Consider the following 14,396-nt stretch of genomic DNA (forward strand, 5'->3'; position numbering starts at 1 on the left):
AAATCACGATGAAAGCTGTGATCACCGGGGCGGGACGAGGTCTCCGCTCTCCATCCGGTCGGCGGTGCGGGCGAGCCACGCGGCGTCGTGGCGGAGCCGGGAAACCAGGAAATGCACCTCGATCATCTGCATTTCCGGCAAATCGGCGTTATCGAGCGTCGCGGAAAGCTCGCGGTGCTGGTCTCGGACCCGTTCTGCCCGGTCTCGCAGCAGGGTGACCGCGCGTGCCGGCGGGAGGGCGCCGAGGTAGGCCAGCGCGATCAGGAACCGGGAGTCGAGGTTCGGGTCGGCGTCGCGGAGCTGCCGTTCGATCCGTTCGCGGAAATCGGCGAGGCCGTCATCGGTCAGCCGCACCGGCTGCGGGTCGCCGTCGCCGTCCGGTGCGACGAGTCCGTGCCGGGTCAGCGTGCCGACCAGCGTGTACACCGTCGACGTCTTCGGGTTCAGGAACGGGTAGCGCGTGCGGAGTTCGCGCAGGAGCGCGTACTGGTGGCGCGGGGTTTCCACGAGCAGCCCGAGCATCGGCAGCACCAGCGGGTTGTCGAGAGCGTTCGTCGGCACCGGACCAGGGTAGCGCACGCTAGTCGTATACGAGTACGGTTGTTCGTATACGACTACTGGAGAGGGGCGGTCATGATCACCTTTGGTGTGTGGCCCGGCGTCGTCAGCACGGATCTGGTGCGGCTGGAAACCTTCATCGACGCGCCGCCGGAGGACGTCGAACAAACCGCGGAAGCGTTGCGGGACCTGGCGAAGGGCGCGGAACGGTTCTACGTCCGGTGCTATCGCAGCTACCGGGGCCCGCATGAGCCGACGCCGCCGGACGCGGTGCCGTACCTCGGCGACGGGCGAGTGGTGGACTACGTGCTCGGCTACGGCAGCCCGGAAGTCGATCCGGACGGGTTCGCGGACGCGGTGCGCGCGGCGGTTCGCGAGGTTGCCGAGTTGGGCGGCGGGAAACTGCAGGTCTGCGAGGAGGTCAACGTTCCTGCGCCGCTGGACGGCGGCAGTCCTGGCTGTTACGAGGCGCTCGGCGCCGGGCTTGCGGCTGCGTTGGATGAACGGGCGCGGCTGGGGGTCGACGTGATGATCGGGTTCAATGCCGCGGTCGCGCTGCCCGGCGATCCGTTTTGGGAAGCGGTGCGCTCGGCGGTAGACCCAGAAGTGCTGAATCGCATTGATTTTCTCGGATTGGACTTCTTTCCGGACGTCTTCCGTCCGGTGCCCGCCGACGCATTGGTCGGCGCGGTGACTCACGTCGTTCGGTCGTTTCGAGAGTCAGCGTCGGCGATTGGTATCCCAGCGAGCGTGCCGATGCACATCACCGAGACCGGTTGGCCGACTGGACCGGAGAATTCGGAGGAGCAACAGGTGCGCGTGATGGAATCCGTTGCGCGCACGGTGTTCGGACTGGCATCCGAGGTGGGCGTGGACACGTATGAGATTTTCGGGCTGCGCGACGGGTTGTCGAGCGGTCCGCGGGAGAATCGGTTCGGATTGCTGCGCGACGATTATTCCCCGAAACCGGTGTACGAGACGGTGAAGCGGCTGATCGCCGAGCATTCTTCCGGATCGGGAGTTCCGCGCAAGATGGACATTCCGCCGCGTGCCGGATTCTTTTAGTTCCATCTGGCCCCTGGTCACGGAGAAGGCGAGGCCCGATTCTGTATCGGTCATAGCTCACCAGTGCCCTCAGGGAGATACCGTGCGCAGAACTAAGTTGGTGGCAGGCGCGTTGGGTGCCTGCGCACTGGTCATTGGCGTGGCACCGGCGGCGAGCAGCCAGCTCGGGCAGCAGTCGCCGGACACCGCCCGGCAGCCCGCCGGGGCGGCTTACCGCGACGGCGACTCCGCCTCCGCCACGCTGAAGGACGCCAAGGGCAACGAGGTCGGCTCCGCGTGGTTCACCGCCGACAGCCGGGCGAACGCCGTCTGGGTCGAGGTGTACCTCACCGGTCATTTCACCCCCGGTTTCCACGGCATGCACGTCCACGAAAAGGGAAACTGCACCGTCGGCGACCCGAAAAACCCGTTCACCGCGGCGGGCGGCCACCTGATGCCGATGGACCACCACACCGGGTTGCCCATCGGCCAGCTTCCGTCGGTGCTCGTGCGGTCGAACGGCCGCGGGTACACGAAGTTCGTGCTCGACACCTTCACCTTGGACCAGCTGTTCGGTCCTAACGGGACCTCGATCATCGTGCACTCGAAGTCCGACAATTTCGCGAACATCCCCGCCGACCGCTACGCCGTCCGGAACGACCCCAGTGCCCCCGTTCCGGACGAAAAGACCAAGGCGACCGGCGACGCGGGCTCCCGGTACGCCTGCGGCGTCATCACCCGCGACCAAAACTGACCAAGTCCTTTGTGGACTCAAGCTGGGCGTGGTACGTGAGGGGAACCCTGAGGGAATCAGATTCCCTCAGGGTTCCCCTCGCGGCCGGTAGCCGGGGTGTGCGCGGCGGCGGTGGCGCGGGGGCTGGTGCGGGTGGCGGCTACTACGATCGCCGCATGTCGTGCGCAGGTCTTCGATGAGTAGTCAGCCGGTCACGCTCTCGCGGCCCGTGCGGTTCTTCGGTTTCGCGTCCGCGGCGAGCGTGCGCTGGACCGGTTTCGGCGGGGTGCTGCTGCTGGCCGCCGCGGTGTACGCCGGGGCCGCCGGGATGTCCGGGGTGCTGCCGTTCGCGGGCGGGATCGCCGGGGTCGGGCTGGTCGTGCTCGCGTGGGCGCTGCTCGGCGGGCGCGTGCTCGCCTCGGACACCCCCGACGCTGGTTGGCTGAAGTGGACGCTCGCGTTGTGGTGCGGGCCGTTGCTCGTCGTGCCGCCGCTGTTCAGCGGGGACGTCTTCAGTTATCTCGCGCAGGGCGCGGTGGCCGCGCACGGGTTTGACCTCAACGTCGTCGGCCCGCAGCAGGCGCTGGGTTCGGCGTCGGACATCGTCGGCCGGGTCAGCGTTTACTGGCGCGAGACGCCGTCGCCGTACGGGCCGCTGTTCGGTGCGGTCGAGCGGGTCATCGCGCAGGTGTCCGGCGGGAATCCGATCGTCGGCGTCGCGCTGCACCGGCTCGTCGAGGTGGCCGGGCTCGTGCTGGTCGCGTGGGCAGTGCCGCGGTTGGCAGCTGCCGCGGGCGCGTCGCCGCGGGTCGCGTTGTGGCTGGGCGTGCTGAACCCGCTGGTTCTGTGGCACGTGGTCGCCGGGATGCACAACGACGCCCTCATGGTCGGCCTGATGGTCGCGGGCGTGGCGGTCGCGCTGGACGCGGTGGGCGATCGGATCCGCTGGTGGCCGCTCGCCGGCGGCGTGCTGCTCATAGCGCTCGGTGCCGAGGTGAAGGTGCCCGCGCTGGTCGCGTTGGCCGCGGTCGGCACGGCGCTTGCCCGTCGCCGCGGGCGGATCGGCGAATTCCTGCTCGCTGGCGCGGGGATGGTGGTTGTCTTCGTGGCGGTGTCCGCGGCGGTTTCGCTGGCGACCGGGATCGGGTTCGGCTGGGTGTCGGCACTGACGACCTCGGGGGAGGTCAACAGCTGGATGGCACCCACGAACTGGTTCGGCTTCCTCGTCGGCGGCATCGGTTCGCTGTTCGGCGCGCACATCACGCAGACGATGATCGGCGTCGGCAAGATCATCGGGTACGTGCTCACCGCGGCCGGAATCGCCGTGGTGCTGCAGCGGCAGTGGACCGGCCGGATCGACGCGGTCCGCTCGCTCGGACTGATGCTGAGCGTAGTCGTGATTTTCGGGCCCGTGGTGCAGCCGTGGTACCTGCTGTGGGCGGCGATTCCGCTTGCCGCTTCGTTGCCCGCCGGTCGTGTGCGGTCGGTGCTGATCACGCTCGTCGCGGTGTTCTCTCTCGTGCTTCCGCCGGTGGGCGGCAATTTCAGCGGCCGCGTCGGGTTGCTGGTGCTCGCGTACGTGATCGGGCTCGCGGTGGTGGTCGCGGCGTTCTTCGGGCTGCGGAAAGCATCCACAGTGGACTAATGCTTGGCCAGCCACACCTGTTCGGCGGCTCGCGCGGACGCGATCGCGTCGTCGATCACCAGCGGCGTCGCCGGGTCGAGGGTGGTGTGGGATTCGGTGGTGTAGAAACGGATTTCGTGCCCGTCTGGGTCGTGGAGGCCGGGCAGGATCCAGCCGAGGGTCGCGAAATGGACGCCCGCGTGCTGTTCGCCGCGGCGGGTGAGATCGTCGGCGAGTTCGGTGATGGCGGCGCGATCCGGGACGCCGATGGAGAAGTAGTCGAACCCGGCGGCGGCACGGGCGAGGTCCGGGTTGAGCACGAGGCCGAGGTCCGGTCCGCCGCGCGGATGCGTCAAGGTGACGCCGGTGCGGCGGCCGTCTTGGCGGAACTCCAGGGCGACCGCGTAGCCGAGCCGGTCGGCGTACCAGGCTGACGACCGGTCCAGGTCGGCCACCGGCAGCTTCAGGTGATGCACTCCGTCGAGGGTGGGAATCATCGTTGACCTCCACTGATGCAGTAAGACTGCAATGCAGTTATGATGCATCCGATGAAAGACCAGGTCAAGGCCGACGCCAGGGCCGAGTTCGGAGCCGCTCGCATCGCGCGGACCGAGGCGCTCGTCGTCGCTGCGGCGAGGGAGCTGTTTCTGGAACACGGCTACGCGGCCACCGCGCTGACGCAGGTCGCGCGCCGGGCCGGGGTCGCGCCTAGGACTGTGTACGTCCGCTTCGGCACCAAGGCGGCGTTGTTCCGGCGGGTCATCGACGAAGCGCTCGTGGGAGACGCGGAGCCGGTCGACGTTGCGCACCGGCCTCGGGCGCGGGACGCGATGACCGCCGAGACTTTGGCTGAACGGCTGGACGCGCTTGCCGACGTCACGATCGGAATCGCAGACCGCGCCGGAGCATTGCTCGAAGTGGCGGCGCAGGCCGAAGGCGCGGAGCCGGAAATCGCCGAGGCGGCGCAGTCCGGGCGGCGCGAAACGGCGCGACTGTGCCGGGAATTCTGGTCCCGCGCGGCGCGTGATGGCCTTCTTGTGTCCACTATGGACATTGAACAACTCGCAAGCACCACGGATGCCTTGCTGTGCGCGGACATGATAGTGCACCTGCGTCGCGTCCATGGCTGGGCAGCGGCGGAATACGGACGCTGGCTGCGAACGGCGCTGGTTGCCCTGTGCGGGACGTCCGGATAGGTTGCGATCATGGACATCGATGTGCTCGTGTTCGACGTGCTCGGCACGCTCGTCGACGAACCGGCCGGAATCCGCGCGGGGATCCGGAAGTTCGGGCCGTCTCTCGCTGAGGCAGAGGTCGAACAGCTGCTTTCGGTGTGGCAGAAGCATGTTGAACAGGAGCAGGGCCGGATCGTCGCCGGGGAACGGCCGTATGCCGCGAGCGACGTCATCGACCGGGAAGCCGCGCAGGCTGTCGCGGACGCAGTCGGTACCGGGGACGCGGCCGAACTGGCGCTCGCGGCTCGGCAGCTCCCGCCGTGGCCGGACACTGTGGACGGGCTCGCCCGCCTTGCCGAACGCTTCCCGCTGGTCGGACTCTCCAACGCGAGCCGGACCGTACTGCTCGACCTCTGCGCGAACGCCGGGCTGCGCTGGCACACCGTGCTGTCCGCCGAGGACGCCCGCACCTACAAACCGGCTCCCGACGTCTACCGGCTCGCCATCGACGTCGCCGGACGCGCGCCGGAGCGGCTGCTGATGGTCGCCGCGCACGCCTGGGACCTGCGGGGGGCGCAGGAAGCGGGATTCCGCACCGCGTACGTCGGCCGCCCAGTCGGCGACCCGCCCGCTCTCGCCGACCGGTTCGACCTCCAGGCAGCCGGACTCGCGGACCTCGCCGACCAGCTTGGTCGCGACTGAGTCTCGGACCAGGCATGATTTCGGGCGTGACTGCGCCCCGGGTGACCGATCTCAGCGACTTCGAACGCCGGTTGGTCGAATCGGCCCGGGAAGGCGAACTGCTCGGCGCCGACCAGATCGACGTCGCCGACCTCGCCGAAACCGAAAACCCGGACCACCTCGTGCGCGCGGAGGTGCTGCGGGACGTGCTGCTCGGCAGGCACGGCGACCTCGACCCGCGCGGAATCATGCTGGCCCGCGCCCGCATCACCGGCGAACTGAACCTCGACGGCGCCACCGCGACCGCCGGACTGATGCTGCTCGCCTGCGTCTTCGACCAGCCGGTGCTCGCGCGCCAGGCGACGTTGCCGCACCTGTATTTGATCGGCGGGCGCATGCCGGGCCTGCACGCGTCCCGGGTGCGGATCGCGGGCGACCTGCATCTGTCCGACGGCATGCGGATCACCGGCACCAACTCCGACGGCGCGATCCGGCTGATCGGCGCGCGCATCGGCGGGAGCTTGTTGTGCCGGGACGCGGAAATCTCCAACCCGGACGGGCTCGCGCTGGAGGCGAGTTCGGCGGAGCTGGGCAGCGGCCTGTACCTGCACCAGGGAACGCGGATCACCGGTTCGTCGGCCGACGGCGCGATCCACCTCAACGGCGCGTGTGTCGGCGGACCGCTGGAATGCCAAAGCATCAAGGTCTCCAACGACCTCGGACCGGCCATCGAGGCGGACACCCTGACGGTCGGCCGCAGCATGCTGATCCGCGACTCGGAACTGAGCGGCAACGGCGAAATCGGCGCGGTGCGGTTGCAGGGCGCGCAGATCGGCGGGCAGCTCGAGTTCTCCGCGACGACACGCGTCACGTCGCCGGAAGGGCGGCTGCTGGGGCTCTCCGATGCGAAAGCCACGACAGTGTTCATGCCGGGCAACCTTGTGTGTCCCGACGGCAGCACCGGGGCCGATTGCGACCATTCCGAACTGGCCTGGCTGGACGGATTCACTTACACGGCAATCGATCCGTCCTTCGGCTGGCGGCGGTGGCTGCACCTGCTTCGCTGTCACACCGAGTATTACGACGCTACCGGCTACCAAAAGCTGGCGGCAGTTGAGCGGACCGCGGGCCACGACGGCAATGCGCGCACCATCCTGATCGCTCAGCAAGACGACCTGCGCCGCCGTTCGCCGGACGCTCTCGGCGGGCGGATGTCGCGGCTGTTCCACTGGATCTGGGGTGCCCTGGCCGGATACGGCTACCGCGCGCGGCGTACGGCGGCGGCGTTGCTGCTCGCGCTCGTCGCGGCCGGAGTGCTCGGTTTATGGGCTGGGGCAACGGAAACCCGGCCCGGGCACCATGCCGCGGAACGGGTCGCGAGTGGTGCCGCGTGCTCGCCGGTCGAGTTGATCGGCTTGGGGCTCGACCGGGGCCTGCCGATCGCGCCGACGGGTCTGCGGAGCCGATGCGACCTCGACACGGCGAGCGTTTCCGGCCAGGTCTTCACGGCCGCGATCTGGGGCGTGCAGGTCGCGGTGTGGGGTCTGGCGACGCTGGCGCTGGCCGGGTACACCAACCTCGTCCGCAAAACCGGCTGACTTCCCGCGCTGCTCACAGCAGATCTGCCGTCGGCAGCGAAAGCGGCGGCGGCCGGGTCCGCGACGGCACAGTCGAGGCATGACCAACGAATCGACTCCGCCGATGTTCGACCAGCGGCTCCGGGAACGGTTCCTGAGCCAGCGGGTCCTCGTACTGGACGGTGTGCTCGACGACGACAACGGGACGGTCCTCGCGACCCAGATGCTCTCCCTCGCCGGCGAAGACCCGGTCAAGGACATCGCGTTGTGGATCCACTCGCCCGGCGGTTCGGTCCCGTCGATGCTCGCGATCCGCGACGTGATGCGGCTCGTGCCGTGCGACGTGTCGACGCTCGCCCTCGGGCTGGCGTGCAGCGCCGGGCAATTCCTGTTGTCCGCGGGCACTCCCGGGAAGCGATTCGCCCTGCCGCACGCACGAATCCTGATGCACCAGGGTTCGGCGGGAATCGGCGGCTCGGCCGTGGAGGTCGAGGTTCAGGCCGACGACCTGCGCTACACCCGCGACACCGTGCTGGGCCTCACCGCGCAGGACACCGGGCAGCCGTTCGACCGCATTTTCGCCGATTCCCTGCACGACCGGTGGTACACCGCCGCCGAGGCGCAGGACTACGGCTTCATCGACCAGATCGTCGACCGCCTGGAGCAGGTCGTGCCGGTGCGCACGCACGCGATGGGCCTGGGGGTACGCGCATGAGCACCTACACCATCCCGAACGTCGTGACCCGCAGCCCCGGCGGCGAGCGGATCATGGACGTCTACTCGCACCTGCTGTCCGAACGGATCGTCTACCTGGGCACGGCAATCGACTCGGGCGTCGCGAACGCGTTGATCGCGCAGCTGCTGTTCCTGGAGTCGGACAACCCGGAGCAGGAAATCAACCTGTACATCAACTCCGAGGGCGGCGACCCGGCCGCGATGCTCGCGCTGTACGACACGATGCGCTTCATCAAGGCCCCGGTGGCGACGACCTGCGTCGGTCAGGCCGTCGCGACTGGCGCGGTGCTGCTGGCCGCCGGTGCGGAGGGGCGGCGGTCGGTGCTGCCGCACGCGCGGGTGGTGCTGCATCAGCCCGCCGCGCAGGGACGCGGGACGATCCCGGACCTGATCCTGCAGGCGGACGAGGTGGTCCGGGTCCGGACGCAGCTGGAGGAGATCACGTCGCGGCACACCGGCCACGACGTGGCGGAATTGCGGCACGACACCGACCGGGACCGGGTGTTCGACGCGGCCGGCGCGGTGGAGTACGGGCTGGCGGACCAGGTGATCGCCGCTCGTCCGTGAGGCGGGGTCCGCAGGCCGGTCTGGGGTTCCGGCCTGCGGCTTCGTTCAGGCGGCCATCAGCACGGGCCCGGCCGGACGGCGCGCCGGCCGCGGTCCCACCACGCTGATCCGCCGGATGTCCCCGGCGATCCCGCTCAGCAGACCGGCCAGGTTCACCCCGAGCGCACCGGTCACCGCGGCGATCATCTCGCTCGACGGTTCCTTCCGGCCGCGCTCGATCTCGGACAGGTACTGCGGCGAGATCCCGGCCCGCTCGGCGACGTCGACGAGCCGCTCGCCCTGGGTCTCCCGTTCGGCGCGGAGACTGCGGCCGAGCACCTCGCGCCACAGCGGTTCGGCCTCGTCGTCCCGGACGAGGGCGCGGCGCTGGTGGAAAGGAAGGATGTCCGCCATAGGCCCAGCCTGGCATCCGCCGGGGCCGGATGGACAGCCGTTCCGCTCAGGGCAGAACGGCCTTCACCCGACGAGCTGGTTGCTGAGCATGATCACGCCGAGGAGCACGGCGATCGTCGAGATCGCGATGCCTGCTGCCGACAATGGTTTCGCGGTGCGCCGTCCGATGACGCCGACGAGTCCGCAGGCCAGCCCGGCCAACCCGAACGGGAGCGCGAGGTACGCCCGGATGCCGGACAGGTCGATCGGCAGCAGCGGGAGCACACAGCCGAGGAGGCCCAGCACCAGCGCCGCGACGCCCAGCCAGACGCCGTTCGCCGGAGCTGGCCACGGTTGGGGTGGCGGGTAGCCCGGGTATTGCTGGGCTGGTGGATAGCCCGGGTATTGCTGGGCGTTCGGCTGAACGGGCCAAGGCTGACCGGTTCCTGGTTGCGCGGGGGCCCAGGCCTGGGGCGTCGGTTGTGGGGTGGGTTCGGCGGGCGGCATGGGCCAGGGTTGACTGGCTTCTGGTTGTGCGGGGGCCCAGGTTTGCGGTGTTGGTTGTGGCGTGGGTTCGGCGGGTGGCATGGGCCAGGGCTGACCAGCTCCCGGTTGCGCGGGGCCCCAGGACTGCGGCGTCGGTTGGGGCGCGGGTTCGGCGGTCGGCGTGGGCTGCGGTGGCGAACCCGCCGCCGCTCCCTGCGCGTCCGCCGACGGCGTTCCCGCGGGCGGGGCGGATTCCCCCGTCCCCGGCGGAGCGGGTTCGGGTGCCGGGCCATCGGTCATCGGGAGCTCCTCACCGCGCGGAAGAAACGTCGTCACACCTTAGATCGCGGACGGGAGAAGCCCAATCCGCTGCCCGCGGGTCGATAGGCTGCCCGAGAGGCAGCAACCGGCGACCGACGAGGTGACGCATGGACCGGCGCGAACTGATCGACCAGGCTCTCCGCGGCGTCGAGGCGTGGGAACGCAAATGGGGTCCCTATACCCCGTCCCCGGCGAGCCAGCCGGACGTCGATCTCCCCGCGCTGCTCGACACCTACGCCGCCCGGATGGACGCGTCCTTCCCCTTCTTCCACCCCCGCTACGCAGGCCAGATGCTGAAACCGCCGCATCCGGTCGCGGTCGCCGCCTACCTCGCCGCGATGGTGGTCAACCCGAACAACCACGCGCTTGACGCCTCGCAGGCCACCTCGCCGATGGAGGTCGAGGTCATCGCGGACCTGGCGCGGATGTTCGGGTTCGCGCAGCCGTCGCTCGGCCACCTCACCTCCAGCGGGACCATCGCGAACCTCGAAGCCCTCTGGGTCGCTCGTGAACTGGCTCCGGGCAAGGCAGTCGTCCATTCGCAGGACGCGCACTACACGCACGGACGCATGTGCCAGGTGCTCGGCGTGGAATCCCGCGCGGTGCGGGCACTTCCAGACGGGCGCGTTGATCTGTCAGCGGTCGAAGCTGAAGTCCGCGGCGGCGGAGTGGGCACGGTGGTGCTGACTCCGGGAACTACCGGGCTTGGGGCGGTCGACGACATCCAGCAGGCCCTTGCGCTGAAGGAACGTTACGGCGTCCGCCTGCACGTCGACGGTGCCTACGGCGGGTTCTATACCCTGCTGGACGAGTACGAGGCCTACCGCGCGATCGGCGCGTGCGATTCCGTCGTCGTTGATCCGCACAAGCACGGGCTCCAGCCGTACGGCTGCGGGGCGGTGCTGTTCGCCGACCCGGCGGTCGGCCGGTTCTACAAACACGATTCTCCCTATACCTACTTCACTTCCGACGAACTGCACCTCGGTGAGATATCCCTGGAATGCTCACGCGCGGGTGCCGCAGCTGGCGCGCTTTGGCTTACCCTGCAGGCATTTCTGCTGGAACGCGATCGCGGCCTCGGGAAGCTGCTGGCCGCCTGCCGTCGGGCGGCGAACGATTTCGCCGCCCGCATCAAGGAATCCGACCGGTTCGCCCTGCACCTCGAGCCTACTTTGGACATTGTCACCTACTGGCCTCGCCGGGTCCGGATGAGCGAGATCACCGAAGCCGCCAACACCATCCTCCAGAACGGCATGGCCGACCCGGAAAACCCGCTGTATCTGTCCACTTTGCGCGTCGACGCGGACGCTTTCGCCGCGCTGCACCCGGAGATCGAACGCGACGCCGAGACGGTGACGATCCTCCGCTCGGTGCTGATGAAGCCGGAGCACGAGGCCTGGATTCCGCAGCTCAAGCAAGCGCTCGACCGGTTGGCGGAGTGAGTCCCGGACAGCGGGACTGACCCGCTCGATCCGGACGGACCGCCGGTTACATCGGTGCGCATGGCTGAGGAACCGCGCACCGCAGAGCGGTCGAAAGGGTATTACGTGCTGATCGTCGTGGCGATCGCACTCCTGACCGAGAACGCCAACTTCGAGTTCACCCTCGTCGGGGTGGGCCTGCCCGACATCGCCGCCGCCTTCGGCACCAGTCAGGTGGCGCTGGTGATGACCGTCGTCTTCGTCGCGTCGCTCGTGTTCCTCCCGATCGCCGGGAAACTCGCCGACGCGCACGGCAAGAAGAAAGTCCTCCTGGGCGCGGCCATCATGTTCGGCGCCGGATCGTTGATCTGCGCGCTGGCGCCGGTGTACTGGCTGTTCCTCGCCGGACGCGTGCTCCAGTCCGCGTTCGTCGTCGCGTACGTCGCCGGTTACGGCCTCATCCGCGACCTCTTCCCGCCGCGATTGGTACCGCTCGGCGTTGGCGCGCTCGGTGTCGGCACCGGCGTGGCCGCGTTCGGCGGTCCGCTGCTCGGCGGGTATTTGGTCGACGCTTACGGGTTCCGCAGCGCCTTCTGGTTCACGCTCGGCTACGACGTCGTCGTCTCGACGCTCGTGCTGCTCGTCGTTCCCGAAACTCGGGTACGGATCAAACGGCGCATCGACGTCGCCGGTGGTTTGCTGCTCGGGGCCGGGATGGCGGTGCTCGTGCTCGGGCTGGTCGAAAAGCACTACCTCGGTTACGCCGTGGCGCTTTCGGTGGTATTGCTGGTGCTCTTCGTGATCGTCGAGCGTCGTCGCGCTGAACCGCTGATCGATCTGACGCTGGTATCTCAACCCAAGGTGTGGCTGACGCTGCTTGCCTCCGGTACTGCCATTTTCGTCACCACTGCCAACAGTTCCGTACTCATTCCGCAGTTGCTCCGTACTCCGCACGTTCCCGGCGTCGCGGAGCGCGGTCTCGGCATGACCGCCTTGGAATACGGCGTGAGCTACGGCCTGCCCTTCGGACTCGTCGGCGCCGCCGCCGGTTACGCCGCCGGATGGGTGTGCCGCAGATTCGCTCCGAGAACTGCTTTGCTCACCTCGATCATCGGCACTCTCGGGGGAGTCGTGATGATCCTTTTCGGACAGTTGAGCGGTCCGGTGCTGATCGTGGTGATCGCCGCGCTCATGGGCATCGGGCTCGGGTTTCTCTACGCCGGTGCCAACAATCTCGTCATCGAGGCGGTGCCCGCGGAAGCGCAAGGCGTCACGACTTCGTTGCTGTACACCGCTCTCGGCGTGATGAACACGCTCGGTACGGCCATCGTCGGCGCGGTTACCTCCGCCCATCGAGTCCAGCTCGACTCCGGTTCCTCAATTACCAGCGATACCGGATATCAGGCGGCGTACTTCGTTCTGTTCGGGGTCGGCGTGCTCGCGCTATTGCTGACTTTCGTGATGCGACACGGCCGAACTCCGGCTACTGGCGGGACGGCAGCCGGGTAAGATTCCTGTTGTGACGGAATGGAAATTCGCGGTGAGCACGCTGGGGATGCCCGGCATTCCGGTACGCGAGTCGGCCGCGATCGCCGCCGCGCACGGATGTGCCGGGCTGGAAATTAGGGTGCACGCCGACGAGGAAGTCCACTTAGGACTTACCAATGCCGCTGCCGTTCGCGAACAGATCAGCGACGCGGGGCTGGAGATTTCCGCGCTGGCCGGTTACGTCCAGGTCTGCGCACCCGGACCCGGCGTAGTCGGTGAACTCCGCGCGCTGATCGACCTCGCCGCGCGACTGCACGCCCCCGCGATCCGGGTCTTCCCCGGCGGCACCGGCGAAGACGGCCGTGCGGTGGACCGAATCGCCGCGGTGCTGCCGGACCTCGCCGCGGCGGGAGTCCGGCTGCTCGTCGAGACCCACGATTCCCATCTCACCGCGGAATCCGTGCTCCGCCTGGTGAAACCGTTCGCCGACCCGGCCCGGGTGGCGGTCCTGTGGGACGCGCTGCACCCGTGGCGGGCCGGCGAACCTCCGGCGCGGACCCGGGCACTGCTGGGGGAGTACCTCGGATACTTCCAGCTGAAGGACGCGACCGCCGGGCTGACGCCGGTTCCGCCGGGCGAGGGGAGGGTCCCGCTCGCGGAATGCGGACGTCTGCTGCGGCCGTGGTCCGGCTGGATTTCCCTGGAATGGGAACGCGCCTGGCATCCGGAAATCGCGCCGATCGACGTCCCGCTGCGCGCGGCGGCGAAATGGCTGACGCGCTGGGGCGGTTGATCAGCCGACGGTCCGCGCCGCCGTGTACTCCTCCAGCCCCGGTCCGGTCAGCGGGTAGTAGTCCGACAACCGCCCGCCCTCGTCGAGCCGACGCCGCGCGAACGCCTCTTTGTCCTGGTGGGCAAGGGAATCCTCGGCAATAGCCAACGCTTTCTGCTGCGGCACCACCACCGCACCGTCCTCGTCGGCCACGATCAGATCGCCCGGCGTCACCAGCGCGCCACCGGCACCGACGGGGACGTTGAACGCCGCCGGGAACAGCTCCGTCTGCGACGCGTAATGCGGCGTCACCCCCGTGCACCACACCGGCACGCCCAGCGCACGGATCCGCGCGGCGTCGCGCACTCGGCCGTCCACCACGATTCCCACGCCGCCGCGCAGCTTGAAGTAGCGCACCAGCATGTCGCCGAGACAGCCGGTGAAATGGCTGCCGAACGCCGAAACCACCAGCACGTCGCCCGGTTTGATCGACTCCAGCACCTGCCACAACGCCGTCTTGCGCTCGGCGTCCTCCTGCGCGGTGCCGGAGAAGACGTCCTCGCGCTGCGGCAGGAACTGCAGCGTCACCGCGCCGCCGACCACCTTGACGTCCGGCGTCCGGTGCAGCGGGACCGGACCGTCGAGGAAGGTCCGCGTGATGCCCATCTGGTGCAGCTTCGCGCACGCCGTCGCCGCGCTCACGTCGTCCAGCGCCTCGACCATCCGCGCGGTCGGCCGGGTGAACGTCGCGGTCTGCACCGGCGCCAGCTTCGAGTCGTAGGTGTCGGTTTCCCCTGCTGGGACAGCCTGCCGGCCGTTCGCGTCCATGGCGTGCCTCTCCG

General features: G+C 68.9%; 16 protein-coding genes. 11 read left to right on the forward strand and 5 right to left on the reverse strand.

What is annotated here, in order from left to right; genetic code table 11:
* Positions 1-21: 21 nt before the first annotated feature.
* Positions 22-561: a PadR family transcriptional regulator gene (locus ACWDNU_RS03445; RefSeq protein ID WP_449667584.1), complete on the reverse strand. Its 540-nt coding sequence runs from the start codon at positions 559-561 to the stop codon at positions 22-24.
* A 72-nt stretch (positions 562-633) separates the two neighbouring features.
* Between ACWDNU_RS03445 and ACWDNU_RS03450 the strand changes: the two genes are divergently transcribed.
* The 3 genes from ACWDNU_RS03450 (at position 634) to mptB (ending at position 3,980) form a co-directional block, all read left to right on the forward strand.
* Entirely contained in the window at positions 634-1,623 is a 990-nt protein-coding gene (locus ACWDNU_RS03450) for a hypothetical protein (protein WP_449667585.1), read from the forward strand.
* A gap of 82 nt (positions 1,624-1,705) precedes the next feature.
* The gene (locus ACWDNU_RS03455; protein ID WP_449667586.1) at positions 1,706-2,356 is read left to right on the forward strand and encodes a superoxide dismutase family protein; all 651 of its coding nucleotides are present in this window, start codon (positions 1,706-1,708) and stop codon (positions 2,354-2,356) included.
* Positions 2,357-2,531: 175 nt separating this feature from the next.
* Entirely contained in the window at positions 2,532-3,980 is a 1,449-nt protein-coding gene (mptB, locus tag ACWDNU_RS03460; RefSeq protein WP_449667587.1) for a polyprenol phosphomannose-dependent alpha 1,6 mannosyltransferase MptB, read from the forward strand.
* Here mptB and ACWDNU_RS03465 read toward each other — a convergent pair.
* A complete protein-coding gene (locus tag ACWDNU_RS03465) occupies positions 3,977-4,456 on the reverse strand; it encodes a VOC family protein (RefSeq protein ID WP_449667588.1) in 480 nt (159 codons plus the stop codon). The genes mptB and ACWDNU_RS03465 overlap by 4 nt on opposite strands.
* A 51-nt stretch (positions 4,457-4,507) precedes the next feature.
* Between ACWDNU_RS03465 and ACWDNU_RS03470 the strand changes: the two genes are divergently transcribed.
* The 5 genes from ACWDNU_RS03470 to ACWDNU_RS03490 all read left to right on the forward strand — a co-directional run bounded on the left by ACWDNU_RS03470 (position 4,508) and on the right by ACWDNU_RS03490 (position 8,694).
* Positions 4,508-5,155 carry a TetR/AcrR family transcriptional regulator gene (locus ACWDNU_RS03470; protein WP_449667589.1) on the forward strand — a complete coding sequence of 216 codons (648 nt, stop codon included), beginning with the start codon at positions 4,508-4,510 and terminating at the stop codon, positions 5,153-5,155.
* Positions 5,156-5,164: 9 nt separating this feature from the next.
* A complete protein-coding gene (locus ACWDNU_RS03475) occupies positions 5,165-5,836 on the forward strand; it encodes a haloacid dehalogenase type II (RefSeq protein ID WP_449667590.1) in 672 nt (223 codons plus the stop codon).
* 26 nt (positions 5,837-5,862) lie between these two features.
* The gene (locus ACWDNU_RS03480; protein ID WP_449667591.1) at positions 5,863-7,413 is read left to right on the forward strand and encodes a hypothetical protein; all 1,551 of its coding nucleotides are present in this window, start codon (positions 5,863-5,865) and stop codon (positions 7,411-7,413) included.
* Positions 7,414-7,492: 79 nt separating this feature from the next.
* Positions 7,493-8,107, forward strand: a complete 615-nt coding sequence (locus tag ACWDNU_RS03485; RefSeq protein WP_037820577.1) for a ClpP family protease — start codon at positions 7,493-7,495, stop codon at positions 8,105-8,107.
* Positions 8,104-8,694: a ClpP family protease gene (locus ACWDNU_RS03490; RefSeq protein WP_344266854.1), complete on the forward strand. Its 591-nt coding sequence runs from the start codon at positions 8,104-8,106 to the stop codon at positions 8,692-8,694. Before ACWDNU_RS03485 ends, ACWDNU_RS03490 begins: the two co-directional genes overlap by 4 nt.
* Before the next feature lie 45 nt (positions 8,695-8,739).
* Here the strand turns inward: ACWDNU_RS03490 and ACWDNU_RS03495 are convergent, their stop codons facing one another.
* Complete coding sequence (locus tag ACWDNU_RS03495; RefSeq protein WP_449667592.1) at positions 8,740-9,087, reverse strand: helix-turn-helix domain-containing protein; 348 nt, start codon at positions 9,085-9,087, stop codon at positions 8,740-8,742.
* A 63-nt stretch (positions 9,088-9,150) separates the two neighbouring features.
* Entirely contained in the window at positions 9,151-9,573 is a 423-nt protein-coding gene (locus tag ACWDNU_RS03500) for a hypothetical protein (RefSeq protein ID WP_449667593.1), read from the reverse strand.
* 407 nt (positions 9,574-9,980) lie between these two features.
* Between ACWDNU_RS03500 and ACWDNU_RS03505 the strand changes: the two genes are divergently transcribed.
* From ACWDNU_RS03505 to ACWDNU_RS03515, 3 genes are read left to right on the forward strand one after another with little or no spacing between them, the layout of a single operon-like run.
* Positions 9,981-11,315 (forward strand): pyridoxal phosphate-dependent decarboxylase family protein, encoded by a 1,335-nt coding sequence (locus ACWDNU_RS03505; protein ID WP_449667594.1) that lies wholly within the window; start codon positions 9,981-9,983, stop codon positions 11,313-11,315.
* A gap of 60 nt (positions 11,316-11,375) precedes the next feature.
* A complete protein-coding gene (locus ACWDNU_RS03510) occupies positions 11,376-12,803 on the forward strand; it encodes an MFS transporter (RefSeq protein WP_449667595.1) in 1,428 nt (475 codons plus the stop codon).
* 10 nt (positions 12,804-12,813) lie between these two features.
* Positions 12,814-13,575, forward strand: coding sequence for a sugar phosphate isomerase/epimerase family protein (locus ACWDNU_RS03515; RefSeq protein ID WP_449667596.1), 762 nt, complete (start codon positions 12,814-12,816; stop codon positions 13,573-13,575).
* On the opposite strand, the gene ACWDNU_RS03520 is transcribed toward ACWDNU_RS03515, so the two are convergent.
* On the reverse strand, positions 13,576-14,382 hold the full coding sequence (locus ACWDNU_RS03520; RefSeq protein ID WP_449667597.1) for an RraA family protein: 807 nt from the start codon (positions 14,380-14,382) through the stop codon (positions 13,576-13,578).
* Positions 14,383-14,396 lie beyond the last annotated feature (14 nt).

Source organism: Amycolatopsis sp. NPDC003676 (genome assembly GCF_053587275.1).

Excerpts from the sequence above, each read along its gene's own strand:
- ACWDNU_RS03450 (WP_449667585.1), top strand. The coding sequence starts at position 634 with ATGATCACCTTTGGTGTGTGGCCCGGCGTCGTCAGCACGGATCTGGTG.
- mptB (WP_449667587.1), top strand. The coding sequence starts at position 2,532 with ATGAGTAGTCAGCCGGTCACGCTCTCGCGGCCCGTGCGGTTCTTCGGT.
- ACWDNU_RS03465 (WP_449667588.1), bottom strand. The coding sequence starts at position 4,456 with ATGATTCCCACCCTCGACGGAGTGCATCACCTGAAGCTGCCGGTGGCC.
- ACWDNU_RS03470 (WP_449667589.1), top strand. The coding sequence starts at position 4,508 with ATGAAAGACCAGGTCAAGGCCGACGCCAGGGCCGAGTTCGGAGCCGCT.
- ACWDNU_RS03475 (WP_449667590.1), top strand. The coding sequence starts at position 5,165 with ATGGACATCGATGTGCTCGTGTTCGACGTGCTCGGCACGCTCGTCGAC.
- ACWDNU_RS03485 (WP_037820577.1), top strand. The coding sequence starts at position 7,493 with ATGACCAACGAATCGACTCCGCCGATGTTCGACCAGCGGCTCCGGGAA.
- ACWDNU_RS03490 (WP_344266854.1), top strand. The coding sequence starts at position 8,104 with ATGAGCACCTACACCATCCCGAACGTCGTGACCCGCAGCCCCGGCGGC.
- ACWDNU_RS03495 (WP_449667592.1), bottom strand. The coding sequence starts at position 9,087 with ATGGCGGACATCCTTCCTTTCCACCAGCGCCGCGCCCTCGTCCGGGAC.
- ACWDNU_RS03500 (WP_449667593.1), bottom strand. The coding sequence starts at position 9,573 with ATGCCGCCCGCCGAACCCACCCCACAACCGACGCCCCAGGCCTGGGCC.
- ACWDNU_RS03505 (WP_449667594.1), top strand. The coding sequence starts at position 9,981 with ATGGACCGGCGCGAACTGATCGACCAGGCTCTCCGCGGCGTCGAGGCG.
- ACWDNU_RS03510 (WP_449667595.1), top strand. The coding sequence starts at position 11,376 with ATGGCTGAGGAACCGCGCACCGCAGAGCGGTCGAAAGGGTATTACGTG.
- ACWDNU_RS03520 (WP_449667597.1), bottom strand. The coding sequence starts at position 14,382 with ATGGACGCGAACGGCCGGCAGGCTGTCCCAGCAGGGGAAACCGACACC.